The organism is Pseudomonas guineae (assembly GCF_900113745.1).
GTDB lineage: Bacteria > Pseudomonadota > Gammaproteobacteria > Pseudomonadales > Pseudomonadaceae > Aquipseudomonas > Aquipseudomonas guineae.
Genome location: NZ_FOQL01000005.1, coordinates 1 through 24921 on the forward strand (window position 1 = coordinate 1; position 24921 = coordinate 24921).

General features: G+C 58.5%; 26 protein-coding genes and 1 pseudogene. 11 read left to right on the plus strand and 16 right to left on the minus strand.

What is annotated here, in order from left to right; translation table 11 throughout:
- Nucleotides 1-627: 627 nt before the first annotated feature.
- Nucleotides 628-1827 carry a tyrosine--tRNA ligase gene (tyrS, locus tag BMZ32_RS16300; protein ID WP_090243925.1) on the minus strand — a complete coding sequence of 400 codons (1200 nt, stop codon included), beginning with the start codon at nt 1825-1827 and terminating at the stop codon, nt 628-630.
- Between the two features lie 214 nt (nt 1828-2041).
- On the opposite strand from tyrS, the gene BMZ32_RS16305 reads away from it, so the two are divergent.
- A complete protein-coding gene (locus BMZ32_RS16305; protein WP_090243927.1) occupies nt 2042-3448 on the plus strand; it encodes a peptidoglycan DD-metalloendopeptidase family protein in 1407 nt (468 codons plus the stop codon).
- A 3-nt stretch (nt 3449-3451) separates the two neighbouring features.
- Nucleotides 3452-4543, plus strand: coding sequence for an anhydro-N-acetylmuramic acid kinase (locus BMZ32_RS16310; RefSeq protein ID WP_090243929.1), 1092 nt, complete (start codon nt 3452-3454; stop codon nt 4541-4543).
- Between the two features lie 79 nt (nt 4544-4622).
- Here the strand turns inward: BMZ32_RS16310 and erpA are convergent, their stop codons facing one another.
- The 4 genes from erpA to argC form a co-directional block, all read right to left on the minus strand.
- Nucleotides 4623-4973 (minus strand): iron-sulfur cluster insertion protein ErpA, encoded by a 351-nt coding sequence (gene erpA, locus BMZ32_RS16315; RefSeq protein WP_090243930.1) that lies wholly within the window; start codon nt 4971-4973, stop codon nt 4623-4625.
- 76 nt (nt 4974-5049) lie between these two features.
- Nucleotides 5050-5460 carry a bactofilin family protein gene (locus tag BMZ32_RS16320; protein WP_090243932.1) on the minus strand — a complete coding sequence of 137 codons (411 nt, stop codon included), beginning with the start codon at nt 5458-5460 and terminating at the stop codon, nt 5050-5052.
- A 9-nt stretch (nt 5461-5469) separates the two neighbouring features.
- Nucleotides 5470-6201 (minus strand): DUF6776 family protein, encoded by a 732-nt coding sequence (locus BMZ32_RS16325; protein WP_244154003.1) that lies wholly within the window; start codon nt 6199-6201, stop codon nt 5470-5472.
- Nucleotides 6201-7235: an N-acetyl-gamma-glutamyl-phosphate reductase gene (gene argC, locus BMZ32_RS16330; RefSeq protein ID WP_090243936.1), complete on the minus strand. Its 1035-nt coding sequence runs from the start codon at nt 7233-7235 to the stop codon at nt 6201-6203. Before argC ends, BMZ32_RS16325 begins: the two co-directional genes overlap by 1 nt.
- A 135-nt stretch (nt 7236-7370) precedes the next feature.
- On the opposite strand from argC, the gene hemJ reads away from it, so the two are divergent.
- From hemJ to BMZ32_RS16350, 4 genes are all read left to right on the plus strand, one after another.
- On the plus strand, nt 7371-7799 hold the full coding sequence (gene hemJ, locus BMZ32_RS16335) for a protoporphyrinogen oxidase HemJ (RefSeq protein ID WP_090243938.1): 429 nt from the start codon (nt 7371-7373) through the stop codon (nt 7797-7799).
- 24 nt (nt 7800-7823) lie between these two features.
- A complete protein-coding gene (locus tag BMZ32_RS16340; RefSeq protein WP_090243940.1) occupies nt 7824-8786 on the plus strand; it encodes an NAD(P)H-dependent flavin oxidoreductase in 963 nt (320 codons plus the stop codon).
- Nucleotides 8787-8982: 196 nt separating this feature from the next.
- Nucleotides 8983-9897: a DUF805 domain-containing protein gene (locus tag BMZ32_RS16345; RefSeq protein ID WP_090243942.1), complete on the plus strand. Its 915-nt coding sequence runs from the start codon at nt 8983-8985 to the stop codon at nt 9895-9897.
- 87 nt (nt 9898-9984) lie between these two features.
- Nucleotides 9985-10776, plus strand: coding sequence for an SDR family NAD(P)-dependent oxidoreductase (locus BMZ32_RS16350; RefSeq protein WP_090243944.1), 792 nt, complete (start codon nt 9985-9987; stop codon nt 10774-10776).
- Nucleotides 10777-10779: 3 nt separating this feature from the next.
- On the opposite strand, the gene BMZ32_RS16355 is transcribed toward BMZ32_RS16350, so the two are convergent.
- Nucleotides 10780-12261 carry an AAA family ATPase gene (locus tag BMZ32_RS16355; RefSeq protein WP_090243946.1) on the minus strand — a complete coding sequence of 494 codons (1482 nt, stop codon included), beginning with the start codon at nt 12259-12261 and terminating at the stop codon, nt 10780-10782.
- 55 nt (nt 12262-12316) lie between these two features.
- On the opposite strand from BMZ32_RS16355, the gene BMZ32_RS16360 reads away from it, so the two are divergent.
- From BMZ32_RS16360 to coq7, 3 genes are all read left to right on the plus strand, one after another.
- A complete protein-coding gene (locus BMZ32_RS16360) occupies nt 12317-12655 on the plus strand; it encodes a histidine triad nucleotide-binding protein (protein ID WP_090243947.1) in 339 nt (112 codons plus the stop codon).
- On the plus strand, nt 12640-13473 hold the full coding sequence (locus BMZ32_RS16365; RefSeq protein ID WP_244154004.1) for a formylglycine-generating enzyme family protein: 834 nt from the start codon (nt 12640-12642) through the stop codon (nt 13471-13473). Before BMZ32_RS16360 ends, BMZ32_RS16365 begins: the two co-directional genes overlap by 16 nt.
- Nucleotides 13474-13587: 114 nt before the next feature.
- Nucleotides 13588-14235: a 2-polyprenyl-3-methyl-6-methoxy-1,4-benzoquinone monooxygenase gene (coq7, locus tag BMZ32_RS16370; RefSeq protein WP_090243949.1), complete on the plus strand. Its 648-nt coding sequence runs from the start codon at nt 13588-13590 to the stop codon at nt 14233-14235.
- A gap of 69 nt (nt 14236-14304) precedes the next feature.
- Here coq7 and BMZ32_RS16375 read toward each other — a convergent pair whose 3' ends face one another.
- Nucleotides 14305-14730 (minus strand): OsmC family protein, encoded by a 426-nt coding sequence (locus BMZ32_RS16375; protein ID WP_090243951.1) that lies wholly within the window; start codon nt 14728-14730, stop codon nt 14305-14307.
- 234 nt (nt 14731-14964) lie between these two features.
- Between BMZ32_RS16375 and crp the strand changes: the two genes are divergently transcribed.
- A complete protein-coding gene (gene crp, locus BMZ32_RS16380; protein WP_090243953.1) occupies nt 14965-15609 on the plus strand; it encodes a cAMP-activated global transcriptional regulator CRP in 645 nt (214 codons plus the stop codon).
- Between the two features lie 58 nt (nt 15610-15667).
- Here crp and trpC read toward each other — a convergent pair whose 3' ends face one another.
- The 6 genes and pseudogenes from trpC to rpe all read right to left on the minus strand — a co-directional run bounded on the left by trpC (nt 15668) and on the right by rpe (nt 21267).
- On the minus strand, nt 15668-16504 hold the full coding sequence (trpC, locus tag BMZ32_RS16385; RefSeq protein ID WP_090243955.1) for an indole-3-glycerol phosphate synthase TrpC: 837 nt from the start codon (nt 16502-16504) through the stop codon (nt 15668-15670).
- Complete coding sequence (gene trpD / locus BMZ32_RS16390) at nt 16501-17550, minus strand: anthranilate phosphoribosyltransferase (RefSeq protein WP_090243956.1); 1050 nt, start codon at nt 17548-17550, stop codon at nt 16501-16503. The genes trpC and trpD overlap by 4 nt, the downstream gene beginning before the upstream one ends.
- Nucleotides 17547-18143 carry an aminodeoxychorismate/anthranilate synthase component II gene (locus tag BMZ32_RS16395; protein ID WP_090243958.1) on the minus strand — a complete coding sequence of 199 codons (597 nt, stop codon included), beginning with the start codon at nt 18141-18143 and terminating at the stop codon, nt 17547-17549. Before BMZ32_RS16395 ends, trpD begins: the two co-directional genes overlap by 4 nt.
- 11 nt (nt 18144-18154) lie before the next feature.
- On the minus strand, nt 18155-19663 hold the full coding sequence (gene trpE, locus BMZ32_RS16400) for an anthranilate synthase component I (RefSeq protein WP_090243962.1): 1509 nt from the start codon (nt 19661-19663) through the stop codon (nt 18155-18157).
- Between the two features lie 258 nt (nt 19664-19921).
- Nucleotides 19922-20596: pseudogene (locus BMZ32_RS16405) on the minus strand (phosphoglycolate phosphatase); the annotation flags it as partial.
- Nucleotides 20593-21267: a ribulose-phosphate 3-epimerase gene (gene rpe, locus BMZ32_RS16410; RefSeq protein WP_090243967.1), complete on the minus strand. Its 675-nt coding sequence runs from the start codon at nt 21265-21267 to the stop codon at nt 20593-20595. The pseudogene BMZ32_RS16405 and the gene rpe, both read right to left, overlap by 4 nt.
- Before the next feature lie 134 nt (nt 21268-21401).
- Between rpe and BMZ32_RS16415 the strand changes: the two genes are divergently transcribed.
- Nucleotides 21402-22412, plus strand: a complete 1011-nt coding sequence (locus BMZ32_RS16415; RefSeq protein ID WP_090243969.1) for an alpha/beta hydrolase family protein — start codon at nt 21402-21404, stop codon at nt 22410-22412.
- A gap of 3 nt (nt 22413-22415) precedes the next feature.
- Here BMZ32_RS16415 and BMZ32_RS16420 read toward each other — a convergent pair whose 3' ends face one another.
- From BMZ32_RS16420 to BMZ32_RS16430, 3 genes are read right to left on the minus strand one after another with little or no spacing between them, the layout of a single operon-like run.
- A complete protein-coding gene (locus BMZ32_RS16420) occupies nt 22416-23177 on the minus strand; it encodes a TerB family tellurite resistance protein (RefSeq protein ID WP_090243970.1) in 762 nt (253 codons plus the stop codon).
- 1 nt (nt 23178) lies between these two features.
- The gene (gene murU / locus BMZ32_RS16425; RefSeq protein WP_090243972.1) at nt 23179-23850 is read right to left on the minus strand and encodes an N-acetylmuramate alpha-1-phosphate uridylyltransferase MurU; all 672 of its coding nucleotides are present in this window, start codon (nt 23848-23850) and stop codon (nt 23179-23181) included.
- Nucleotides 23847-24863, minus strand: coding sequence for an aminoglycoside phosphotransferase family protein (locus BMZ32_RS16430; RefSeq protein ID WP_090243974.1), 1017 nt, complete (start codon nt 24861-24863; stop codon nt 23847-23849). Before BMZ32_RS16430 ends, murU begins: the two co-directional genes overlap by 4 nt.
- Between the last annotated feature and the right edge of the window lie 58 nt (nt 24864-24921).

A 24921-nucleotide genomic window follows, 5' to 3' on the forward strand; every position in this document is an offset into this window, starting at 1 on the left:
TGATGCTGATAATCTTGCGACTAGCAGTCTTACCTCACAAGCACCCACACGAATTGCTTGATTCAGTTGTTAAAGAGCGGGTGGTTAAGTCTTTCGTCTCAACCGAGGCGCGAATTCTACAGCAGCCTCATCTTTCGTCAAGTGATTTCGAAAATTTCTTTTCAAACTCAACCACTTGCGCTTTCGATCAACTTCTAGCTTCTCGTCAGCGGGAGGCGAATTCTACAGCGTTTCAAACCGCTGTCAACTGCCTATTTTACCGCCTCCGACCACCTCGACCGAACCACTAACAGGATCAAACTGCTACCCTGCCAGCCCGGCGCATTTTACGCAGATTTCGCTGCTTTGCAACCCCCCCCTTTAAATCTAACCTCTTGTTTTATAAGAGGTTTAAGGAGCCGCATACGCCTGAAGAGCGGCGAATTATAGGGATTAACTATAGAAGGTCAACCCTTTATTAGCCTTTTGCTTCAAGAGCATCTAATTAAAGCGCACCGACCTAAACCGCGTCGACTGTAGAAACGACAAAGCCGTTGAAGCTGGCGCTTCAACGGCTTTGTCGTACTAGCAGCACATCAGCAGAGGGCGTTATCGGAACCCACAGATACAAGACCCACACCTAGAGCCTTACTCGGGATTAAGAATGATACGCGCGAACGCTTTCTTACCTGCCTGACAGACATGTACTGCGCCCACCTTATATAGGAAGGTGCGATCTACAACCTCACCATCCACACGCACACCGCCGGAGCCAAGCAGATCGCGAGCCATAGCCGCATTCTTCACCAAACCTGCTTTATTGAGCAGCGCAGAAATCGGCATGTCCTCAGCAGATAGCACTTCGATCTCAGGTAGATCTTCCGGCAGCTCACCCTCCCTCATGCGATTACCCGCAGAGCGATGCGCGCTAAGCGCAGCTTCTTCGCCATGGAAGCGCGCAACGATCTCTTCGGCCAGCTTGATCTTGATATCCCGCGGATTAGCACCTTGCTCAACGTCACGCTTAAATTGCTCAATTTCCTCCATAGACCGAAAGCTGAGCAACTCGAAGTAGCGCCACATCAAAGCATCAGGCATGGACACCAGCTTGTTGTACATGACGCCTGGCGATTCCTGGATACCGATGTAGTTACCCAAGGATTTGGACATCTTTTTAACGCCATCCAACCCTTCCAGCAACGGCATGGTGACGATGCACTGCGATGATTGGCCATAAGAGCGCTGCAACTCACGCCCCATCAGCAAGTTGAATTTTTGGTCGGTGCCACCCAGTTCAACGTCTGCACGCAGCGCAACCGAGTCATAGCCCTGAACAAGCGGGTAGAGGAACTCATGAATGGCAATAGGCTGCTGGGTCGAATAGCGCTTACTGAAGTCATCGCGCTCAAGCATGCGAGCAACCGTGTACTGCGAGGTCAGGCGAATGAAGTCGGCCGGCCCCATCTTGTCCATCCACGAGGAGTTAAACGCAACCTCGGTTTTCGCTGGGTCGAGAATCTTGAACACCTGCGCTTTATAGGTCTCCGCGTTCTCTAGAACCTGTTCACGCGTCAACGGGGGACGTGTCGCACTCTTACCGCTGGGATCACCGATCATCCCGGTGAAATCACCAATCAGGAAAATCACCTGATGCCCCAGCTCCTGGAACTGCCGTAGCTTATTAATAAGCACGGTATGCCCAAGGTGCAGATCCGGCGCAGTCGGATCAAAACCTGCCTTGATACGCAGCGGCTGGCCGCGCTTGAGCTTTTCAACCAACTCAGCCTCAACCAGAACTTCTTCCGCGCCGCGCTTGATCAGCGCCAACTGCTCTTCAACCGACTTCATGACAGGACTCACGACCACTCAGAAACAAAAGGGAACCAACCATACAAGATCGCAGACAAATCACAAGTTCTGCCAACCACCCACTTCAGCTAAGAGCGCCTTGCGACAACCGGGGTTGCCTAGCAAGCGATTTGGTTATATTTTATACAGTTAGTGCATATTCATCATTTCGTTTATCTATTTCTTTCCATTTTTTAAAGTCAAAAAGCCACCTATGACCTCTACAGCTAAAGCACCACCCCTGTACCCAAAAAGCCACATTCTGGCAGCTAGCGGCGTAGCTGCCTTACTAAGCTTAGCCCTACTGGTATTCCCTACCCGCGAAGTTGAAGCCAAGAAAACCTATCTAAATCTCGAACTGGACAACGGTTCAGATTACACCGAACAACCGGGTGATTCTGCATCGCTCGCAGCAGAGACACCTCAATCGCCCTTCGCTAATACAGCTACTACAAATACCTCGGCAGCTGATGAGCTCAAAACCACGCACGTCGTGGCACCGATAGAAGCCGACCCACTGCATCAAATTATTAGCGTGCAGAACGGCGATACACTTTCTACGGTATTTGCCAAAGTTGGCCTAGGCGCGTCCACCCTGCATGAAGTGATCAACAGCAGCAAGGCAGCCAAGCAGCTGACACGACTTAAAGTAGGCCAGGCGCTTGAATTCAATCTGAGCCCTGATGGCCAGCTCGAAAGCCTGCATAGCAAACTCAGTGACTTGGAAAGCATTACCCTGGCGAAAAGTGAAACTGGCTTCAGCTTCAAGCGTGAACTGGTCAAGCCCGAAGTCCAAACCGCCTATAGTCATGGCGTGATCAACAGCTCACTGTTTCTCTCAGCCAAACGTGCCGGCCTGTCGCATAGCCTGACTATGGATTTGGCTAACGTATTCGGCTACGACATCGACTTCGCCATGGATATTCGTGAAGGCGACGAGTTCGAACTGATATACGAAAAGAAAGTTGTCAATAACAGGCAGGTGGGTACCGGCAATATTCTCTCTGCACGCTTCACCAATCGCGGCAAGACTTACACTGCCGTGCGCTACACCAACAAACAAGGTAATAGCAGCTACTACAGCGCTAATGGCGAAAGCATGCGTAAGGCTTTTATCCGCACTCCGGTAGACTTCGCTCGCATCAGCTCACGCTTTTCCAACGGCAGACGCCACCCTATTCTGAACAAGATTCGCGCCCACAAGGGTGTCGACTATGCCGCCCCTCGGGGTACCCCGATCAAAGCTGCGGGCGACGGCCGCATTTCATTGGCCGGGCGACACGGCGGCTATGGCAACGCGGTCATCATTCAGCATGGCCAACGCTACCGCACGCTGTATGCACACATGCAGGGCTTCGCCAAAGGTGTGCGTACCGGAGGCAACGTCAAGCAAGGTCAGATCATTGGTTACATTGGCACCACAGGCCTTTCTACAGGCCCCCACCTGCACTATGAATTCCAAGTCAACGGCGTTCACGTTGACCCCCTGAGCCAGAAGCTGCCAATGGCCGACCCTATCGCCAACAGCGAAAAATCCCGGTTTATGCAACTGAGCAAACCGCTGATGGCGCAGATGGACAAAGAGAAGTCCACAATGCTTGCCTTGAATAATCAGCGCTGAGCCATGCCCCTCTACCTTGGCGTGATGTCTGGCACCAGCTTGGACGGGCTGGACATCGCGCTAATCGAGCAAGAGCGTGACACCCGCCTGATCGGCACGCTTTACCTGCCCATGCCCGACGAGCTGCGTTGCGCTCTGCTTGGTCTGTGCGCCTCCGGCCCCGATGAATTGGCCCGCGCGGCGATTGCCGAGCAACAGTGGGTACAACTCGCCGCTCAGGGCATCAATGAGCTACTGATGCTACATGGCGTAGCCGCAGACAGCGTCCGCGCCATTGGCAGCCATGGCCAGACCGTGCGCCACGAGCCCACTCGCGGTTTCAGCATCCAGATCGGTAACCCCGCCCTGCTCGTCGAACTGACCGGCATCAGCGTCGTGAGCGACTTTCGCCGCAGGGATGTTGCCGCCGGAGGCCAAGGCGCACCTCTAGTTCCGGCGTTCCACGACGCATTGTTCGCGCACGCGAACAGCACCCGTGCCATTCTCAACATTGGCGGTTTCAGCAACCTCAGCCTGCTACAACCGGAGCGCCCCGTACACGGCTTCGATTGCGGCCCAGGTAACGTACTCCTAGATGCCTGGATTAAACGCCATCAAGGCCTGGCATACGACCAAGACGGTCAATGGGCCGCCAGCGGCTCGGTGCAAACGCCGCTCCTACAGGCCTTGCTGAGCGACTCCTACTTCCAAGCCCAAGGCCCGAAGAGCACTGGCCGCGAGCTGTTCAACCTTGCCTGGCTGGACCAGCACATGCAGAGGCAACCCGCGCTGGCTGCAGCTGACGTGCAAGCGACCTTGCTGGAATTGACCGCCATCAGCATTACTGACGCACTAAAGGGCGCCCAGCAAAATACCGAGATGCTGCTGGTCTGCGGCGGCGGCGCGCACAACCACACGCTGATGCGTCGCCTCGCGCAGCTGATGCCCAATAGCCTAGTGAGCAGCACCGATGAACATGGCGTGCCCGCTGACTGGGTAGAAGCGATGGCATTTGCCTGGCTGGCGCACTGCTGCCTCGAGGGCATACCCGCTAATCGGCCGAGCGTAACAGGCGCACAGGGGCTGCGGGTACTCGGAGCGATCTATCCCGCCTGAAAACCGCTTCAGTATCTACTGTGTGTAGAAACGAAAACGCCGTACATAAAGCACGGCGTTGATTTGAACAGCCTAGAACCTAGATCGAAAACGAAGAACCGCAGCCACAGGTAGTCGTAGCGTTCGGGTTATTGATGACAAACCGCGACCCTTCCAAACCTTCCTGATAATCGACTTCGGCGCCTGCCAGGTACTGGAAGCTCATCGAATCGACCACCAGGCTCACGCCTTCGCGCTCGACGATGGTGTCATCTTCAGCCACATCTTCATCGAAGGTGAAGCCATACTGGAAGCCGGAGCAGCCGCCGCCGGTTACAAACACACGCAGTTTAAGGCGCGTATTGCCCTCTTCATCGACCAGGCTCTTCACCTTGTTCGCGGCGCCCTGCGTAAATTGCATAGCACTAGGGATGAAGGTTTCGACGCTCATGCTGATTAACTCCCGGCGCGAAGCGCCATGTTGCATTCTGATGGGCATTATCCGCTTACCCTACTAAAGCGGTCAACTATTGTGCTGCATCGAGATTTTGCGGTAATTCCAAGGGTCGAGGCTCATCCTGTAAACGGCAAAGGCGCCCCTCAATTTGCGCCCCCATGGCCATTTCCATCAATGCGTAGTAGAGATTGCCGCGCACTCGCGCGCGCGCGCCAAGCTCAAGATGGCCGCTAGCGTGTACATCGCCGACTACTTCACCATCAATCACTACATGAGGGGCGCGGATCTCACCCTCAACTTGTCCCTGCACGCTGACGCGCACCATACCGTCGCTGGCCACTAAGTTACCGATGGCCTTGCCATCAACTTGTACTGCACCCTCAAAGCGTAAATCACCATGCAGCTCGGCACCCGCCGCAATTAAGCTGGTCTTGCCCGCGAAACGCTGCACATCAGTACGCGCCTTATCTTTATTCCACATAAGGAACAGTTACTCCTCTTTGTTCCATTTGAATGTGCGCAGCACAGGCTTTTCACCCTGCACCTCAACACGCACTTTGATCTCACGCGGGGTAAACCCCTCAGGCAACTTCAGCTCGGCGAATCGCCCAGCCTCGGGAATGGCCTGGAAATGCTTGAAAGCAAAAGCAATGGGTTGTTCAGGCAAGGCATCCGCCAGGCCTGCACTCAGTGACGCCAGCTCAAGCGTGACATCCTGCTTACCTTGTTTACCGGCAATCGAGACGTGCAACCGCCCTTCCAATGGCGCTTCGCTTTTACCCACGCGGCTAAGCAGTATCTTGTAGCGGAAATGCCCTGGCTTGTCCGTGGCCTGCAGCTCAAAGGTCTTGATACGCAAACCCTCACGACGACTGGCAGGGGCTAGCACTCCCTTGTAAAAGGCTAAATCCTGCTGCTGCTTGTAAATCTGCTCTTCCAGTAACTTGATGGTCAGACGGCTCTGCTCGTTGGCTTGCTGGCTGACCTTTTCCGCGCTGCTCAGCATCACAACGCGCTGACGCAACTCTTCAACCTCACGTCCTAACTGTTTATCACGGACCTGCACACTCGAATTCGCTCCCGCAATAGCAGGTTGCAGATGTAATCGCCACAAGCTGCCTGCATAGAATGCCAGCGCAATACCCAACACCAGCAGCAGACCGAGTATGCGCTGGCGCCGTGCACGTCCGGGGTCGTTTGGCCGAACTTCCCAGCCCGCCATCAGGGCAGCATGGCGGCGTGTGACAGCCCTAGGCGCTCGTCGAGGCCAAAGACAATATTCATGTTCTGCACCGCTTGACCCGACGCACCTTTGACTAGGTTATCGATCACCGACAAGACCACCACTAGATCGCCATCCTGCGGGCGATGCACCGCGATACGGCACACGTTAGCGCCCCGCACGCTACGTGTTTCAGGGTGACTGCCAGCCGGCATTACATCGACGAAGGGCTCATCGGCATAACGCGCCTCGAAAAGCGCCTGCAGATCAACCGAGCGGTCGACTACACTGGCGTAGAGCGTGGCGTGAATGCCGCGAATCATCGGCGTCAGGTGCGGCACAAACGTTAAGCCGACATCCTTACCGGCAGCCCGACGCAGCCCTTGACGAATTTCTGGCAAGTGCCGATGGCCTTTGACCCCATAGGCTTTCATGCTTTCGCCCGCCTCACTGAACAGCGAGCCGACACTGGCACCGCGCCCGGCGCCGCTAACCCCTGATTTACAGTCGGCGATAATTTGCGAAGTATCGGCCAGCCCGGCTTCCAACAGTGGGATAAGCGCTAACTGCGCAGCCGTGGGGTAGCAGCCCGGCACCGCGATCAGGCGCGCCTGCTTGATTGCCTTACGATTGACCTCCGGCAGACCGTAAACCGCTTCGGGGAGCAAATCTGGGGCGCCGTGCGGCTGGCCGTACCACTTGGCCCACTCGTCGGCGTCCTGCAAACGGAAGTCAGCCGACAGGTCGATCACCTTGGTCCCCGTCGCCAGCAACTCGCCGGCCAGCGCGTGAGCAACACCGTGCGGTGTGGCGAAAAACACCACATCGCAAGCGCCCAACGTGGCGGCGTCCGGCACGCTGAACGCCAGGCTGTCGTAATGACCGCGCAGGTTCGGGTACATCTCGTCGACACGCATGCCGGCCTCTGAGCGCGAGGTAATCACCTCGACCTGCGCTTGCGGGTGCTGCGCTAACAAACGCAACAGCTCAACTCCGGTATACCCCGTGCCGCCGACGATTCCGACCTTGATCATCACTTGCCCCTTTGTAATACCAGCAGTGGAAAGCTGCCGATGATACGGGCGCTTCGGCCAGGGGCCAACCGCCAGTGATGACGGAGACGCACATGACCACTACTATCGAGGTACTTTTCAGCACGAGTTCAAACAATGCTCTATCTATGGCTCAAGGCCCTGCACATCATTGCCATGGTCTGCTGGTTCGCCGGGTTGTTCTATTTGCCACGCCTATTCGTTTACCACGCCATGAGCACGGACGAGGTCAGCCGCGAACGCTTCTGCATCATGGAGCGCAAGCTCTACCGCGGGATCATGTGGCCATCGCTGATTCTCACCGTCGGCCTGGGTCTGTGGCTGATCAGCCTTAACCCCAGCTACTACTTCAGCCAGGGCTGGATGCACGCCAAGCTGAGCCTGGTTGCCCTACTGGTGGTTTACCAGTTCATGTGCGGCGCCCAACTCAAGGCCTTTGCCCGTGGCGAGAACCAACGCGGCCATGTGTTCTACCGCTGGTTCAATGAAGCGCCCGTACTGGCCTTGCTGGGCATCGTCATTCTGGTCGTGGTTCGTCCTTTCTAATCACTCTAATAAGAGGATTTCTGCATGTCACTTCCGGCCCTGCTCGAACAACGCCTGCGCCTGCCCGTCGTTGCTGCACCGATGTTTCTGGTGTCCAACCCGCAACTGGTTCTGGCCTGCTGCAACAACGGTATTGTCGGCAGCTTTCCGGCACTGAACCAGCGCGAGAGCAGCGGTTTCAAAGGCTGGCTAGAGGAAATAACCGCCGGTTTGGACAGCACTGCGGCGCCTTATGCGGTCAACCTGATCGTGCATGGCAGCAACCCGCGCCTGCAGGCGGACCTGGCGATCTGCGTCGAGCAGCGCGTACCGATCGTCATCACCAGCCTAGGTGCGGTGAAAGAAGTGGTCGATGCGGTGCACAGTTACGGCGGTCTCGTGTTCCACGACGTAACCACGCGCCGGCATGCCGAGAAAGCCGCCGAAGCAGACGTCGACGGTCTGATCGCAGTGGCCGCCGGTGCCGGTGGACATGCCGGCACCTGGAGCCCGTTCGCACTGATCGCTGAGATCCGTCAGTTCTTCGATAAAACCCTGCTACTGGCTGGCTGCCTCAACCAAGGCCATGAAGTGCTGGCCGCCCAGCTGCTCGGTGCCGACCTCGCCTACCTCGGCACGCGCCTGATCGCCACCCAGGAAAATGCCGCCTCTGCCGCTTACAAGCAGATGATCCTCGACGCCAAAGCCGCCGATATCATTCATACCCCGGCCGTATCCGGGGTGCCAGCGAGCTTTATGCGCCAGAGCCTGGAGCTGGCTGGCTATGACCTCAAACAGCTACAGAGCAAGGGCGAAATCAACTATGGCGAGAAACTCAAGCCCATGGATGAAGAGGCCAAAGCCTGGAAAACCGTGTGGTCGGCCGGCCAGGGCGTCGGCACCATCAGTGACCTGCCCAGCGTCGAGCAATTGATCGCCCGCCTCGACAGCGAATACCGCGAGGCACTCAAACACAGCCTGAGCTTGCAGCAACGCTGGGCCCGCTGAGCCGATGCAGTCGCCTGGTTCGCAGCGCTCCCAGCCGCTGCGCAGGCTAAAGCCCCGCCCCATACATCTCACCCATGGCAAGCCGCCCATGACAGAGCCTCAACAAGTGCATGCATGCTGAGCGCGCTTGTTTACTGCACTGCTGGCCGGCTAGTCTGTTGCGCACTTTCACTCTGGCACCGACAAGGACGCCGATATGACACAAGCCCGCTTCAAGATAGTGTTCAACGGCGAATTGATGCCTGACATAAACCTGGAAACCGCCAAAGAAAATCTCGCGCGCCTGTTCAAGAGCGACCACACCCGGATCAACTCGCTGTTTAACGGCGCCACTGTCGACATCAAGCGTGACCTCAGTGAAAACGAGGCCGACCAATACCTCAAAGCGCTACAGGGCGCCGGGGCAAAAGTACGCAAGGAGCCGGATCTGGCAGCCAGCCTAAGCTTGGTGGAAACCGACGACCACCGCGAGGAAGGCAGCGAGCCTGCTGGCAACGCCCAGATGACCTGCCCCAAATGCGCACACCCGCAAGCCAAGGCCGTCGAGTGCTCAGCGTGCGGCATCGTTATTGAGAAGTTCATTGCCCGCCAAGCCCTGCTCGCGGAAAACCCGCCGCAAGTGGTTAGTGCGAGCGCTACACCCTACGCCACGCCCAAAGCGGCGGTGGCAGAAACCCTGCCTGAGTTCAGCGAACTAAAAGCCCTTAGCACCGACGGCCGAATCGGCCGTTTGCGCTACCTGGCTTGGTCGATGGTGTTGATGCTGGCTTGTTTGCCATTGTTTGGGGTCGCAGCCGGCTTCTTCGCCGTCTCGGAGATTCTCGGCGGCTTGCTAATGGTGGTGGTCGGTATCGCCGTGGCCGTGGTCGGTATCATGTTCGGCGTGCAGCGCCTGCATGACATTGGCTGGTCTGGCTGGCTGTTGCTGGTCACGCTGGTGCCCGTGGTCGGCGGGGTATTTTCGCTGCTGCTGTTTATCATCCCCGGCAGCAGCGAAGCTAACCGCTTTGGTCCGCCGCCACCGCCAAACAGCACAGCCGTTAAAGTGTTAGCCGGCTTGTGGCTGGCAGCAATTGGCCTGGGTCTTGTTCTGGCTATTGCGTTGCCGTAGATGGCTTTTTTGGCCGGCGCTAACCTCTAACCCAATAAACTCCCTAACCAGTGCAGGGAGCCGAAAGGCTCCTTCTCGGAGAACCCCATGAGCCGTTACGCGCTTATCACCGGCGCCTCCAGTGGTATTGGCCTGGCCCTGGCTGAAGCCCTGGCCCGACGTGGGCGCAACCTAATCCTAGTGGCGCGGCAACGCGATGCGCTGGAAAGTGTCGCCAGCGAACTGACCCAGCGCTTCGCTGTGGAGGTGTTGTTTCGCACCTGTGATTTGAGCAAGCCACTGCGCGTCAGCGGCTTGCTGCATGAACTGGAGGAAAGCGGGCTGCATATCGACCTGCTGGTGAATAACGCCGGCATCGGCACTTGTGGCGTGTATGTAGCCCAGGACTGGGCGTGCGAGCAGGCGTTGATCGAGCTGAACGTCCTCGCCCTCGCCCGCCTCTGTCACGCCATCGGCACCGTCATGGCCGGCCAGGGCAGCGGGCAGATTCTCAACGTTGCCTCGCTTGCCGGCTTTCAGCCAGGCCCAGGAATGAGTAGTTACTACGCGAGCAAAGCCTACGTGCTGCACTTCTCCGAAGGCCTGCGCGAGGAGCTCAAGCCCTACGGTGTCAAGGTGTCCGTACTGTGCCCGGGGCCAACCCGTAGTGCATTTTTTCGCACAGCGAACATGGATGTCGCCGCGCTGCAGGGCAGCAAGCTGATGATGAGCGCCGAAGAAGTGGCGCTCATCACTGTTAGAGCCTTGGAGAAAAACCGCGCGATCATCATTCCTGGCTGGCGTAACCGTCTACTGGCCCTCAGCCCACGCCTAGCACCGCGCTGGCTGGTACGGCGAATCAGTGCACGGCTTAATCGTCATTTCGCTAAGCCGGCTTAGCCGCTAACCGGCATTGACGGTACGTCCGTCTGCCCACGCGCGCAAAGCCGCTAAGTCTTCAGCCATTACCACCGACAACGGCGCAGTGCCTTGAATGCTTTGCAGCAGCAAGCCTTGGGTGACGGCTTGCTGCTGCGCTTGCGCGGCATACAGAGCGCTGACCACCGCCTGCTCAATCTCCGCACCGGCAAATCCGTCACAGGCCGCCGCCAGTTGCGCCACATCAAAAGCGGCCACTTCAAGCTCACGTCGCACCAGGTGAATGCGGAATATCTCAGCACGCACGCTCGCATCCGGCAGATCAACAAAGAACAGCTCATCGAAACGCCCCTTGCGCACCAACTCCGGCGGCAGCCGTGAGATGACGTTGGCCGTGGCCACCATAAACACTGGCGCCTTGCGTTCGGCCATCCAGGTCAACAGGGTGCCGAGCACGCGCTGACTGACGCCGCCATCATGGTCGCCGCTGGCCAGGCCCTTTTCGATTTCGTCCATCCACAACACACACGGCGCCATCTGCTCGGCCAACTTCAAGGCCTCACGCAGGTTGCGCTCGGTTTCGCCAAAGAACTTGTTATACAGGCAGGCAAAATCCAAGCGCAGCAAGGGCAGGCCCCAGAGGCCGGCGATCGCCTTGGCGGCCAGACTCTTGCCGCCACCCTGAACGCCGACCAGCAGCACGCCCTTGGGCAGATCGACACTTTTTCCTTCGAGAAAGATGCTTTGCCGCTCACCCAACCAGCGCTTGAGGTTGCTCAGCCCACCGACCTCGGCGAATCGAGCCGTGTCGTACTCGAAACTCAACACACCATCAAGATCGAGCAACTTGAATTTGGTCTTATTCAGCTCCGGCAGGTCTTCCTGGGTAATCGCGCCGTCATCACAAATTACGTTACGCGCCAGCGTACGCGCCTCGGCGTGGCTAAGACCGCGTAAGTTCTTCACCACCTGCTGCAAGGTCCGGTTGTCCGTGCGCACCCGCGCATTACGGTTACGCGCGCTCCAGCCACTGGCCTCATCGCGCACAATCGCCAAGAGCTCTTCCTCGGAGGGCAACGCCAGACTGAAGCGCGAGGCGTAACGCTGCACTTCCGGCGGTAGCCGGCAGGCGTGGGAAACCAGCACCAGTGTCGGCTTACCGGGCTGCTCACTCATGGCGATTTCTTTGAGTAGGCGCACCAGTTTGGGGTTATCGTCGAGAAACGGATGCAGGTCGCACATCACATAGAGCGTTGGCTGTGGGTCAGCCTTGATCAGACGCAAAGCGGTTTCCGGGTCTAGGGTGGCGCTGTCGGCAGGCTCTTGTACGGAGAACCCTAAACGCTGTAAACCCTCGGTCACCGACCAGACCTGCAAACCAAGACTGCGGCGCACAGCCAGGCTGGTCAGGGTTTCCAAAACCCGCGCCTCATCCCAAGATTCGATCAGCACCAGCTTGGTCTTGGAATCGAGCACCAACCCCAGGTCGTGAATATCGTTTTTCACCCGCACTCCTTGTCCACTAAACTCGGGCATCTTATTACAGGCCAGGAGACTGTCCATGGACTGTCTGTTTTGCAAGATCGTCGCTGGTGAAGTACCGGCGCGCAAGCTTTATGAAGATGATCAGGTGATTGCCTTCCACGATATCGGCCCACAAGCGCCGGTGCATTTTCTGGTCATCCCGAAAAAACATATCCGCACCCTCAATGACCTGGGCGAAGCCGACACCGCATTGGCCGGACACATCCTTGTCACCGCCCAACGCCTGGCTAAGGAGCAGGGCTGCGACGACGGTTTTCGGGTGGTGATGAACTGCAATGAGCTGGGTGGACAGACCGTTTATCACATCCATATGCACGTGCTCGGTCAACGCCAGCTGGCATGGCCGCCGGGTTGAAGCGCCAGCAGTTCGCCGCGCTGATGTTGCTCGGCCTATTGAGCGGCAGCCCGGTGCAAGCGCAAATGCTTGGCCAGACATTCAGCGACTCCCTGGCCGAAGGTAAGCAGGGACCGTCACTGGTTATAGTCCCTGCCGGGCGCTTTCTACTGGGAGATCATACTGGTCGCGGCAATCACAACGAGCACCCGCTGACGCCAATTGAAATCAGCCGTCCGTTCGCCATCGGTCGCTACGAGGTGAGCTTTACCGATTGGCGGCAGTATGCCGAGGCAACCGCCACGGCGATGCCCGATAACGAAGGCTGGGGATTGTCGGCGCAGCGCCCGGTGATCCATGTGTCTTGGTACCAGGCTGTGGCCTACAGCCAATGGCTGTCCAAGGTCACAGGGCAGCGCTATCGGTTACCGACTGAGGCCGAGTGGGAATACGCCGCACGCGCTGGCACTGATAGCTATTACTGGTGGGGCGAGCAGCTCGACAGCCCGGAAACTCAGCCGCGCGCGCATTGCCGTGGCTGCGCCACCTCACGCCTGATCCAGAATAAGAGCGCGTTCATCGGCCAGTTCAGCGCCAACGCCTTCGGCCTGCACGATACCGCCGGTAATGTATGGGAATGGACGGCCTCACGTTTTGCCAGCCCCTTCGATGGCAATGAGCAACACGCCGCTAGCGTGCTCGATAACAGCCCGCGCGTAGTACGCGGCGGTGCCTGGAACAGCGGCCCCAGCTACCTGCGCAGCAGTCAGCGAGACATGAAACAACCGCAGCACAAAGACTACGCCTTGGGCTTTCGCGTGTTGCGTGAACTGCCCTGACCGGGCGCAAGGGTCAGCACTGTTGATGCATCTCGGCAGCTGCGACGAAACGTCAACAGACCCTCTGCATGGTTTGGAGTAAACTAACAACCGTAGTCATCGCCGGAGGTCCCTATGGCCAGCGAACGTCACTTTTCACCTGTTGATCGCCTGTTACTGCAAGCCGATGCCGCCTTGCGCACTTTGCTGCCATTCAGTGGCCAACCCACTCGGCCGTCGCCCGGCATCGTGCAGCCGGAAGCCGAGATGGATGAGGCCCAGGCCCAGCATGTCGCAGGGCTTATGCGCATCAACCATACGGGTGAGGTCTGTGCTCAGGCGCTGTACCAAGGCCAAGCCTTGACCGCTAAGTTGCCACAGGTGCGTCAGGCCATGGAGCATGCCGCCGATGAAGAAATTGATCATCTAGCCTGGTGTGAACAGCGTATCCGCCAACTTGGCAGCCAGCCGAGCTTACTCAACCCGCTGTTCTATGGCTTGTCGTTTGGCGTAGGCGCCGCAGCCGGTCTGATCAGTGACAAAGTCAGCCTCGGCTTTGTCGCCGCCACCGAGGATCAAGTAGTCAAACACCTCGACGAGCACCTGCAGCAAATCCCTCTGGGAGACCAAAAGTCCCGAGCAATTCTCGAGCAGATGCGCATCGATGAAGAGCAGCATGCCTGCAATGCCCTGGATGCCGGCGGCCTGCGCTTTCCGGCGCCGGTGAAGTTCGGCATGAGCCTGCTGGCCAAGGTGATGACCAGCAGCACTTACCGCGTATAACGCTAAATCAGCGGCACAAAAAAGGGCACCTCGGTGCCCTTTTGCCTATCACGCGATCAGTGCAGCGGTTTACTCCGCCAACTCGATAATTTCGTAGTCGTGCGTGATCTCTACACCACCACGCCCCAGCATGATCGACGCCGAGCAGTATTTCTCAGCCGAGAGCTCGACCGCACGCTTGACCTGCGCCTCTTTCAGGCCACGGCCCTTGACCACAAAATGCAGGTGGATCTTGGTGAACACCTTAGGCTCTTCAGTCGCGCGCTCAGCCTCCAGAAAGGCCTCACAACTTTCTACGGCCTGGCGGGACTTCTTCAGGATGCTGACCACATCGAAGTTGCTGCAACCGCCCAGACCGATCAGCAGCATTTCCATCGGCCGCACACCCAGGTTACGACCACCGCTCTCTGGCGGCCCGTCCATGACCACCGCGTGACCACTGCCGGATTCACCAATAAACAGGGCTTCGCCGGCCCACTGAATACGCGCTTTCATTGCCCAGGCTCCGCTGTTAAAAAGGAACGCAGCTTAGCACAGCACTTTTGCCAAGCGGCCATACGCCACTTCCGCTTAAGTTCCACGCTTAAGTGTTAGCCAGGTCGCAAAACCACACCTAGTATAGGGCTGCTTGTTAAGATGACGCCTGATTACTGGCACACTTGTACAGATAACTATTATTAGAAACGCCAGCCAAACAACGGCTTACTCTTATAAATTCGGGATTCGGGCATGGTTGCTATTACCCTCACACCTAAAATAAAAAATCTCGACAAGCTTCTCGCGCATTGCCACCGCCGTCGCTACACCGCCAAGAGCACCATCATCTACGCGGGCGATCGCTGCGAAACGCTGTTCTTCATCGTTAAGGGCTCGGTCACTATTTTGATCGAAGACGATGATGGTCGGGAAATGATCATCGCTTACCTCAACCCCGGCGATTTCTTTGGCGAAATGGGCCTGTTCGAAAAGGACGGCGCGGAAAAAGAACGCAGCGCTTGGGTCCGCGCCAAGACTGAGTGCGAAGTCGCGGAATTGAGCTACGCCAAGTTTCGCGAACTCACCCAGCAGGACCCCGACATCCTTTACGCCTTGGGCAGCCAAATGGCCGAGCGCTTGCGCAACACCACGCGCAAGGTGGGTGATCTGGCTTTTCTCGATGTCACTGGTCGCGTTGCGCGCACATTACTCGACCTGTGCAAACAGCCCGATGCTATGACGCACCCTGACGGTATGCAGATCAAGATTACCCGCCAGGAAATCGGCCGTATTGTTGGCTGTTCACGGGAAATGGTCGGGCGCGTGCTCAAGGCACTGGAAGAGCAAGGGTTGGTCAACGTCAAGGGCAAGACCATGGTGGTCTTCGGCACTCGCTGAGCCAGCAAACGCCAACAAAAAAGCCGACGCATGCGTCGGCTTTTTATTGCTTGATGGATCAGTCCACGTCAGGCGAAGCGACCAGCCGCTTGCGCTCGGGGAAGAACAGCCGTTCCAGCTCTGCCCCCGGGTTGTCGGCGCGCATAAACGCCTCGCCCACCAGGAAGGCATAGACCTCGCTGATCTCCATCAGCTCGACATCAGCACGGTTGAGAATACCGCTCTCGGTCACCACCAAACGGTCACGCGGAATCCGTGGCAGCAGGTCAAGGGTGGTCTCTAAGTTAAGCTCGAAGGTGTGCAGGTTACGGTTGTTGATGCCCACCAACGGCGTGTCCAACGTTTTCAGCGCCCGCTCCAGCTCGTTGCCGTCATGCACCTCCACCAGTACATCCAAATCAAAAGCCTTGGCGGTCGCGGCCAGTTCGGCCATTTGGCCATCTTCCAGCGCCGAAACGATCAGCAGCACGCAATCGGCACCGAGCGCGCGGGCTTCGACGATCTGGTACGGATCGAGCATAAAATCTTTGCGGATCACCGGCAGTGAACAGGCCAAACGGGCTGCTTGCAGGTAACGATCCGCGCCCTGAAAGAAATCGATATCAGTGAGCACCGACAGACAGGTAGCGCCACCGCTCTGATAACTCTGGGCAAGTTCTGCCGGCACGAAGTGTTCGCGCAGCACACCTTTGCTCGGCGAGGCTTTTTTGATTTCGGCAATCACGGCGGGTTGCTTGCGCTTAGCCTGAGCTATCAAGGCTTGAGCAAAACCACGCACCGGATCGGCGCAGCGCGCCTGCTGTTCGACTTCAGCGAGGCTTACAAGGGCGCGACGAGCTGCAACTTCCTCAGCCTTACGCGCGAGAATTTTCTCCAGAACGGTTGGAATACTCACCCGGCATTCTCCTCTTTGAATACGGCGGTAAAGGACACCAACTCTTGCAGCTTTTCCCAGGCCAAGCCTGTATGCAAAGCATCGTGAGCCAGCGCCACCCCTTCTTTCAGGCTAGCCGCCAGGTCTGCCGCATACAACGCCGCACCGGCATTCAGCGCAATCATGTCTGCCGCTTTCTGCCCGGCGTCGGTCATGCGCTTGCTCAGCGCGTCACGAATCAACACCAACGAAGCCTCCGGGCTGTCCACGGCCAAGCCGACCAAGCTCTGACTTTTCAGGCCGAGGTCTTCCGGCAGCACCTCGTACTCGCTGATTTGCCCATCTTTTAGTTCGGCCACATGGGTCGCGGCCGCCAAGCTGAACTCATCCAGCCCGTCGCGCGAGTGCACCACCAAAATATGCTGGCTACCCAGGCGCTTGAGCACCTCGGCCAGTGGTCGGCACAGCGCCTGACTGAACACACCGACTACCTGATGCTTGACGCCTGCCGGATTGGTCAGCGGACCGAGCATATTGAAGATGGTGCGCAGGCCCAATTCACGCCGCGGCAGCGCCGCGTGCTTCATCGCCGAATGATGCACCTGAGCAAACATAAAGCCGACGCCCACGCTGTCGATACAACGCGCCACTTGCTCGGGCGTCAGCTGCAGGTAAATACCTGCGGCCTCAAGCAGATCGGCACTGCCGCTTTTGCCTGAAACCGCACGGTTGCCGTGCTTGGCCACCTTGCCGCCGGCGGCGGCAACAACAAAGCTCGCCGCCGTCGACACGTTGAAGATATTGGCGCCATCACCGCCGGTGCCGACCACATCGACGACATGATCGAGGGTCTGCAAATGCACATGACTGGCTAGCTCACGCATTACCGAAACTGCACCGACGATCTCGTCGATGGTTTCGCTCTTCATGCGCATGCCCATCAGAAAGGCGCCAATCTGCGCATCGGTGCACTGGCCGGTCATGATCTCGCGCATCACGTCCTGCATTTCTTCGGTGCTCAGATCGAGCTGGCTGACCACTCGATTAAGCGCTTCCTTGATATTCATCGGCGCTGGCCTCCTTGTTGTTTGAGGAAGTTGGCAAACAGCTCATGGCCCTGCTCGGTCAGGATCGATTCCGGGTGAAACTGCACGCCTTCGATATGCAGGGTTTTATGGCGCAGGCCCATGATTTCATCCACCGCGCCATCGGTATGCTGGGTCCAGGCGGTCACTTCCAAGCAATCCGGCAAGGTTGCATGCTCGACCACCAGCGAATGGTAGCGAGTGACGGTCAGCGGATTATTCAGGCCGGCGAACACACCTAGGTCCTTATGGAACACTGGGCTGGTCTTGCCATGCATCACCTGACGCGCACGCACGACATCGCCACCGAAGGCCTGACCAATACTCTGGTGGCCAAGGCACACACCGAGAATCGGCAGCTTGCCGGCGAAATGCAGGATGGCCTCGATGGACACCCCCGCCTCAGTCGGCGTGCACGGGCCGGGCGACACCACGATGCGCTCGGGCTGCAGCGCTTCGATCTCGGCAATACTCAGTTCGTCGTTACGAATCACGTGTACGTCAGCACCGAGCTCGCCCAGGTACTGCACCACGTTGTAGGTAAAGGAGTCGTAGTTATCAATCATCAGCAGCATGGCAGGACTCCTCAGCGCTTGGTCTGGTCAGAAACGGTTTGCTCGGAGACAGTTTGTTCGGCGAGCGCCACAGCACGGAACATGGCGCGGCGCTTGTTCAGCGTTTCCTCCCACTCCAGCGCCGGCACTGAGTCGGCAACAATGCCGGCACCGGCCTGCACATGCAGCTCACCGTTTTTGATCACCGCGGTGCGAATAGCGATGGCGGTGTCCATATTGCCGTTCCAGGCCAGGTAGCCCACGGCACCGCCGTAGACGCCTCGTTTTACCGGTTCTAGTTCGTCGATGATTTCCATGGCGCGAATCTTCGGTGCGCCGGACAAGGTGCCCGCCGGCAGAATCGCGCGTAGCGCGTCCATAGCGGTCAGACCTTCCTTAAGTTGGCCGGTAACGTTAGAAACGATATGCATCACGTTGGAATAGCGCTCAATGACCATTTTCTCGGTGAGTTTGACACTGCCCGTGCTGGCGACCCGACCGACATCGTTACGACCCAGATCGATCAACATCAGGTGCTCGGCCACCTCTTTAGCATCGGAAAGCAGATCTGCTTCCAAGGCCAGATCGGCCTCTTCATTAGCACCGCGTGGTCGGGTGCCGGCAATCGGACGCACCGTCACCAGCCCGTCCTCGAGGCGCACCAGCACTTCCGGTGAGCTGCCCACCACATGGAAGTCGCCAAAGTTAAAGAAGTACATATAAGGCGTCGGGTTGATGCAGCGCAGCGCGCGGTATAGATCAATCGGCGCGGCCTTAAACGGGATCGACATGCGCTGTGAGATCACCACCTGCATGCAGTCACCGGCAAGGATGTATTCCTTGATCGCCTTAACCGCCTGCTCGTAATCGTCACGTTTAAAGCTTGAGACGAACTCCGGATCTGCAGAGGCTGGCGCAGCAAGGTCTACGCCCAAGCGCGGGGTAATCGGCTGGCGCAGTTTGTGCAAAATCTCCTGCAGGCGCGCCTGGCCTTGCTCCAACGCATCGGCATCAGCGGGGTCAACCAGCACGATGGCGTGCATCTTGCCGGCCAGATTGTCGAACACCACTACCGCATCAGACACCATTAGCAGAATATCCGGCGTGCCAAGCGCATCCGGGTTTACACCCTTGGCCAGTTTTGGCTCGACATAACGCACACTGTCGTAACCGAAGTAACCGACCAAGCCACCGTTAAAACGCGGCAGGCCCGGCAGGGTCGGTACTTTGTAGCGGTCTTTGAATTGCTCGACAAAGGCCAACGGGTCTTCGCAGTGGTGACGCTCGACTTCCACACCATCGACGCTGACCGTTACATCGTGCTCATACGCACGCAGCACGGTACGGGCCGGCAGGCCGATGATCGAGTAGCGCCCCCACTTCTCGCCGCCTTGGACGGACTCAAGCAGGTAGGTGTTGGCCTCGTCGGCCAGCTTCAAATAGATGGACAGTGGCGTGTCGAAATCCACCAGGGTTTCGCAGGCAACAGGAATACGGTTATAGCCGGCAGCGGCTAAACGCAGGAATTCATCGCGGGTCATGATCAGCCTCGTGGCTTGAGGTAATTCGGTCGTGTGCAAGCGTGCCGGCTGTGCGGCCAAGATCAGGTCAGAGGCGCCAGCGCCAACGGGCCAGAGCCTTGATGATTTTCATATCGGCGCTTGCCGACCAACGCGTGCAGATAACCACCACGAGGCTCTCTTAATTCAGGCGGGATAGGAATGCGGCCACACTAGCGCACGGTCAGAACCGAATCAACCCGCAAGACCCGGCAAAAGCGACGGTTCGACCTAGTACTGCAAGCCTGCCAGACTGTCCAGCACGTACGCGGGGTTCTCCTCGGCAATCGGCCGACCATGGTTGTAACCGTAACTCAGCGCCACGCATGACACGCCGGCCGCTTTGGCCGCCCGCACATCGTTACGCGAGTCACCGACAAACAGCGCCTGCGCCGCATCAACCCGCGCCAACTGCATGACATGCAACAACGCCGCGGGGTCAGGCTTCTGCTGCGGCAAGGTATCGCCGCCGACAATCCAGCGAAAGTAGCCGCCCAAGCCTTTTTCATCCAGCAAGGGCGCGACAAAGCGCTCGGGTTTGTTGGTGACAATTGCCAGCTCGACCTGCTGCTCACGCAACCAGTCCAATGTTTGCATAACACCGGGATAAACCTGAGTCAGGGCGTGGCTTTCGGCGTAGTGCTGCATAAACAACTCCAGCGCCTGCTCGGCCAGCGCATCATCCACCTGCGCATGCTCTTGGCTACCCGCCAAAGCACGGCGCACCAGCACTCGCGCACCGTTACCCACCCAATCACGAACCTGTTCGATACCTGCCGCAGGCTGCCCTAACAACAGCAAGGTCTTGTCGACCGCCGCCGCCAGATCCGGGACTGAGTCGACTAGCGTGCCGTCCAGATCAAACATCACCAGGCGCGGCAACTCGCCGTGAAATAGCTCGCGTAGCAGGCTCACCCGCGTGCCACAGCCAACTCGGCACGCATGGCGTCGATCACCACTTTATAGTCCGGCTGATTGAAAATTGCCGAACCGGCGACGAAGGTGTCAGCGCCAGCCGCGGCAATTTCACGGATGTTTTGCACATTGACCCCACCGTCGATTTCCAAACGAATGTCACGACCGCTGGCATCGATGAGTGCGCGTGCCTCTTTAAGCTTTTCCAGGGTATGGGGAATAAACTTCTGGCCGCCGAAACCCGGGTTAACGCTCATCAACAAGATCATGTCGACCTTGTCCATCACGTGTTTGAGCACATCCAGCGGCGTCGCCGGGTTGAATACCAAGCCCGCCTTACAGCCGCCCTCGCGGATCAACTGCAGCGAGCGGTCGATATGCTCGGAAGCTTCCGGGTGGAACGTGATGTAGCTCGCGCCCGCCTCGATAAAATCGCCGATGATACGATCCACAGGCTTGACCATCAGGTGCGCATCAATCGGTGCGGTGATGCCGTACTTGCGCAGCGCCGCGCAGACCATCGGGCCAATCGTCAGGTTCGGCACATAATGGTTATCCATTACATCGAAGTGCACGATGTCAGCACCGGCGGCGAGCACCTTGTCCACTTCCTCACCTAGGCGAGCGAAATCAGCGGAAAGGATCGACGGGGCAATGGCGAAGGGTTGCATAACGCACCTCGGGGGCATTCTCGGATGGCGCGCATTGTACCAGCCCCATAGCAGGCCTGGCGCGCTCGCCTTCACCTGACAAAGCGGCGTTAAAAACGCTAGGCTGCGCACATATAAACGCCCTGGAGAACCCCATGCTTTCGCGCCCTGCCGCATTCGCCCTGAGCCTGCTGCTATTGTCCGGCCCGCTGCATGCCGAAGAACAGGCGGCCGTAGACGCCGCCTCAACTGGCACCGCCGCCGAACCAACCGAAGCAGTGCGCGCGCCCCTAGTAGAGCGCAGCGAAGTGGAAGCAACTGCTCTTGAACAGCAGCTGGGGCCACAGGAACAACAGCAATTGCAGGCTGGCGACGAACGTTTTCTCGCGCTTTGGCTACCCGCTAACACCGCAGAGCCCAGCGGCGTGGTAATCATCCTGCCGGGCGATGCTGAAACGGCCGACTGGCCGCAAAGTGTTGGCCCACTGCGCCGCAAACTGCCTAATGCTGGTTGGCACAGTCTCAGCCTGACCTTTCCCGATCCAAACGGCGCCGCGCCGCCGCTACGCAGCGCCGCGCCACAAACTGAAGCACCGGCCGAAACCGATCCGGCAACTGCGTCGACCGAAGAGCGCAACCCCCCCACAGATGATGCCAGCACAGAAACCCGCAACAACTCACTCGACAGCGCTGAAGTCGCTGCGAACAAAGAGAACAATATCGAAGAAAAGCAGAAAGCCCATGCCGAGCGGGTCTTGGCGCGCATCGACTCAGCCATTGGCTTTGCCGCACAACAGCAAGCCAAGACCATCGTCCTGCTCGGGCACGGCAGCGGAGCGTACTGGGCCGCGCGTTACCTGGCCGAACGCAAGCCAGGCAATATTCACAACCTGCTACTAGTGGCCGCCGCGCTACCCGTCGGTTACACACCGCCACTGGATCAGCTGATCCCGCAACTACAACTGGCGATTGGCGACTTTTACTACAAGGATCTGCCCGCCGACCGGCTGGCAGCGCTCAAGCGCGTACAAACCAGCAAACGGCAGAAACATCCCGCCTATGCGCAAATTGCCCTGAAGGCTCTACCGGGCAACCGCGACGCCGAGCAGGAGCAACTCTACCGACGTATTCGTGGCTGGTTGACACTCAAGCTGCAAACCAAATAGCCCCTAACGAAACCCGTGGCGCTGGCGGACCAGGTCATAGGCCTGGTGCAACTCGCGGGTGCGCTCTGTAGCCTCGCGCAGGCGCTCCGGGGAAGCACCGCTGCCGGCTAATTTATCAGGATGATGACGACTCAATAAGCGCCGGTAAGCCTGTTTGATTTGCGCAGGCTCAGCATCCGCACTGACATTTAATAGGCTCAGGGCATGCTGATAGGTATTGCTGGCGGTCGGGGTCAGCGGCCCTCGCTGCGGCGCATAAGTGTCGCTGAACTGCGCTTGGGCGGCTGACGAAACCTGCAACCACTTGCCCCACAGCATAATCAACTCACGCTCGGTCTGGTCGACCTGACCATCAGCCCACGCCATCCGCCAGCAAGCTCGCAGCAATGCCTCGCTGCGTTCACGCTGGCGCCGCAATGGGCCGCGCAGACTGTACCGCGCCGTCTTGCCCTGGGCAAAGGCCGCGATCGCCTGACGCTGCCCCTCGCCATCCAACCCCAAACGCTGCATTTCCGCCTGCGCTTGTTGAATGTGCGCGGGCATTACTCGCCCACCGCTCTTGGCCAAACGCCCCAGCAAGATAAACAGCAGCCACTCATCACGCGTTTCCGCACGCCCCCCCAAACGCTCACGCAAGGCCGCCCAGGAGTGCAGGCGCAAACGTCGATCCAGTACCTGCCCTAACAAAACGCCCAGCAGAGCGCCCGGAATACTCGCGACGGCCAGCCCGGCAACCGCTCCCAGCAGGGTCGCAGGCCAAATCATCTTAGCTGCGCGCCTCAAGTAAGCGCTCGACTTCCGCCAGCCGCTCATGGGTGCCGACATCCACCCAGCAACCGGAAAACGCCTCGCCACTGACCTGCCCTGCCGCCATCGCTGCACGCAGCAAAGGCGCAAGCTTGAAGGCGCCAGGCTGGCAGCTGGCAAACAACGCCGGCGACAACACCGCCATGCCGCTATAGGTCAAACTTTCCTGGGTGACCTGCGCATCGCTGACCTGCCCATCTCGCAGGCAAAAATCACCGCCCGCGTGATGGCCGGGGTTAGCCACCAGCACCAGATGGGCCAGCCCAGCCAACGGACGGCGCAACTCGGCAAAGGGGTAGTCGGTGAAAATATCGCCATTGATCAACGCAAAAGGCTGATCACCCAACAATGGCAGGGCCTTGAAAATCCCGCCGCCCGTTTCCAACGGCTCAGCTTCCGCTGAATAGGCAATGCTGACACCAAAGCGCGAACCATCGCCCAGATAATCCTCAATCTGCTGACCCAGCCAGGCGTGATTGATCACCAGCTCGCTAAAGCCGGCCGCCGCCAAGGCGCGCAGGTGATACTCGATCAGCGGCACACCCGCCGCGCGCACCAACGGCTTGGGGGTGTGCAGGGTCAGCGGGCGTAACCGCTCGCCTTTGCCCGCGGCCAGAATCATCGCTTTCATGCCGGCTCCCGCTGCAGGCTGGCCAGCAACTCACCCAGCTCAGCCAACTCCGGCCGGCGAGCCAATACCGCTTCTATATAAGAGAAGAAGCGCGGCACGTCCCCCAGGTACTTGGGTTTACCATCGCGGTGGCAAATGCGCGCGAAGATGCCAATGACCTTGAGGTGACGCTGCACACCCATCAGATCGCTGGCGCGCAAAAAATCCTCCAGCTCTGACTGCACAGGCACGCCAGCGTCACGGGCCTGTTGCCAATACTGCTCTAGCCAGCTGCGCACACGCGTCTCTGGCCAGCTGATGAACGCATCCTTGAACAGGCAGGTGATGTCATAGGTCACAGGGCCGTAGACCGCATCCTGAAAATCCAGCACGCCGGGGTTCGGCTCACTGAGCATCAGGTTGCGCGGCATAAAATCGCGATGCACCAGCACCTTGGGCTGAGCCAGGGCGCTGTCGATCAGCCGCTGGCTCACTCTCTGCCAGAGGGCCTGCTGCGCCTGGCTAAACTCAACACCCAGATGACGCTGCACATACCACTCAGGGAATAGCTGCAGCTCGCGGCGCAGCAGCGCGTCATCATAACTGGGCAATGGCGTGATCATCGGCAGTTGCTGAAACGCCAGCAGTGCCTGCATGGCATCGGCAAACAACGCATCAGCACTGTCTTCATTAATGACATCCAGATAGGTCTGCCGGCCTAAATCGTTGAGCAAGAGAAAACCACGATCAAGATCCGCCGCAAGAATCTGCGGCACGTTGAGGCGGGCCTCAGCCAGCAACTGCGCGACCTTGACGAAAGGCCGGCAATCCTCCAACGGCGGCGGCGCATCCATCACGATCAGCGTCCGCGCCGCACCTTGCCAGCGGAAATAACGGCGAAAACTAGCGTCACTGCTAGCTGGCGTCAGCGTAGCGGCCGGTACAGCGCCCCAGCCCTGCTCGGCAAATAGCCCAGGCAGCAGTTGGTCCAGCCAGTTTTCGAGGAGTTTTAGGCGTACATCTTCATTAGGCATTACAAGGTCTCCGACGGCGCTAGCCGTTGCGCGGGTCATGCTTTATTATCCAGCATCT

What these genes read in the sequence shown, in the direction of transcription:
- trpD (WP_090243956.1), bottom strand. Translation starts at nt 17,550, where the DNA reads ATGAATATCAAGGAAGCGCTTAATCGAGTGGTCAGCCAGCTCGATCTG.
- BMZ32_RS16310 (WP_090243929.1), top strand. Translation starts at nt 3,452, where the DNA reads ATGCCCCTCTACCTTGGCGTGATGTCTGGCACCAGCTTGGACGGGCTG.
- BMZ32_RS16350 (WP_090243944.1), top strand. Translation starts at nt 9,985, where the DNA reads ATGAGCCGTTACGCGCTTATCACCGGCGCCTCCAGTGGTATTGGCCTG.
- BMZ32_RS16365 (WP_244154004.1), top strand. Translation starts at nt 12,640, where the DNA reads ATGGCCGCCGGGTTGAAGCGCCAGCAGTTCGCCGCGCTGATGTTGCTC.
- BMZ32_RS16430 (WP_090243974.1), bottom strand. Translation starts at nt 24,863, where the DNA reads ATGCCTAATGAAGATGTACGCCTAAAACTCCTCGAAAACTGGCTGGAC.
- coq7 (WP_090243949.1), top strand. Translation starts at nt 13,588, where the DNA reads ATGGCCAGCGAACGTCACTTTTCACCTGTTGATCGCCTGTTACTGCAA.
- BMZ32_RS16305 (WP_090243927.1), top strand. Translation starts at nt 2,042, where the DNA reads ATGACCTCTACAGCTAAAGCACCACCCCTGTACCCAAAAAGCCACATT.
- tyrS (WP_090243925.1), bottom strand. Translation starts at nt 1,827, where the DNA reads ATGAAGTCGGTTGAAGAGCAGTTGGCGCTGATCAAGCGCGGCGCGGAA.
- crp (WP_090243953.1), top strand. Translation starts at nt 14,965, where the DNA reads ATGGTTGCTATTACCCTCACACCTAAAATAAAAAATCTCGACAAGCTT.
- BMZ32_RS16345 (WP_090243942.1), top strand. Translation starts at nt 8,983, where the DNA reads ATGACACAAGCCCGCTTCAAGATAGTGTTCAACGGCGAATTGATGCCT.
- argC (WP_090243936.1), bottom strand. Translation starts at nt 7,235, where the DNA reads ATGATCAAGGTCGGAATCGTCGGCGGCACGGGGTATACCGGAGTTGAG.
- BMZ32_RS16360 (WP_090243947.1), top strand. Translation starts at nt 12,317, where the DNA reads ATGGACTGTCTGTTTTGCAAGATCGTCGCTGGTGAAGTACCGGCGCGC.
- erpA (WP_090243930.1), bottom strand. Translation starts at nt 4,973, where the DNA reads ATGAGCGTCGAAACCTTCATCCCTAGTGCTATGCAATTTACGCAGGGC.
- BMZ32_RS16395 (WP_090243958.1), bottom strand. Translation starts at nt 18,143, where the DNA reads ATGCTGCTGATGATTGATAACTACGACTCCTTTACCTACAACGTGGTG.
- BMZ32_RS16375 (WP_090243951.1), bottom strand. Translation starts at nt 14,730, where the DNA reads ATGAAAGCGCGTATTCAGTGGGCCGGCGAAGCCCTGTTTATTGGTGAA.
- trpE (WP_090243962.1), bottom strand. Translation starts at nt 19,663, where the DNA reads ATGACCCGCGATGAATTCCTGCGTTTAGCCGCTGCCGGCTATAACCGT.
- BMZ32_RS16420 (WP_090243970.1), bottom strand. Translation starts at nt 23,177, where the DNA reads ATGATTTGGCCTGCGACCCTGCTGGGAGCGGTTGCCGGGCTGGCCGTC.
- hemJ (WP_090243938.1), top strand. Translation starts at nt 7,371, where the DNA reads ATGCTCTATCTATGGCTCAAGGCCCTGCACATCATTGCCATGGTCTGC.
- BMZ32_RS16320 (WP_090243932.1), bottom strand. Translation starts at nt 5,460, where the DNA reads ATGTGGAATAAAGATAAGGCGCGTACTGATGTGCAGCGTTTCGCGGGC.
- BMZ32_RS16340 (WP_090243940.1), top strand. Translation starts at nt 7,824, where the DNA reads ATGTCACTTCCGGCCCTGCTCGAACAACGCCTGCGCCTGCCCGTCGTT.
- BMZ32_RS16325 (WP_244154003.1), bottom strand. Translation starts at nt 6,201, where the DNA reads ATGGCGGGCTGGGAAGTTCGGCCAAACGACCCCGGACGTGCACGGCGC.
- rpe (WP_090243967.1), bottom strand. Translation starts at nt 21,267, where the DNA reads ATGCAACCCTTCGCCATTGCCCCGTCGATCCTTTCCGCTGATTTCGCT.
- murU (WP_090243972.1), bottom strand. Translation starts at nt 23,850, where the DNA reads ATGAAAGCGATGATTCTGGCCGCGGGCAAAGGCGAGCGGTTACGCCCG.
- BMZ32_RS16415 (WP_090243969.1), top strand. Translation starts at nt 21,402, where the DNA reads ATGCTTTCGCGCCCTGCCGCATTCGCCCTGAGCCTGCTGCTATTGTCC.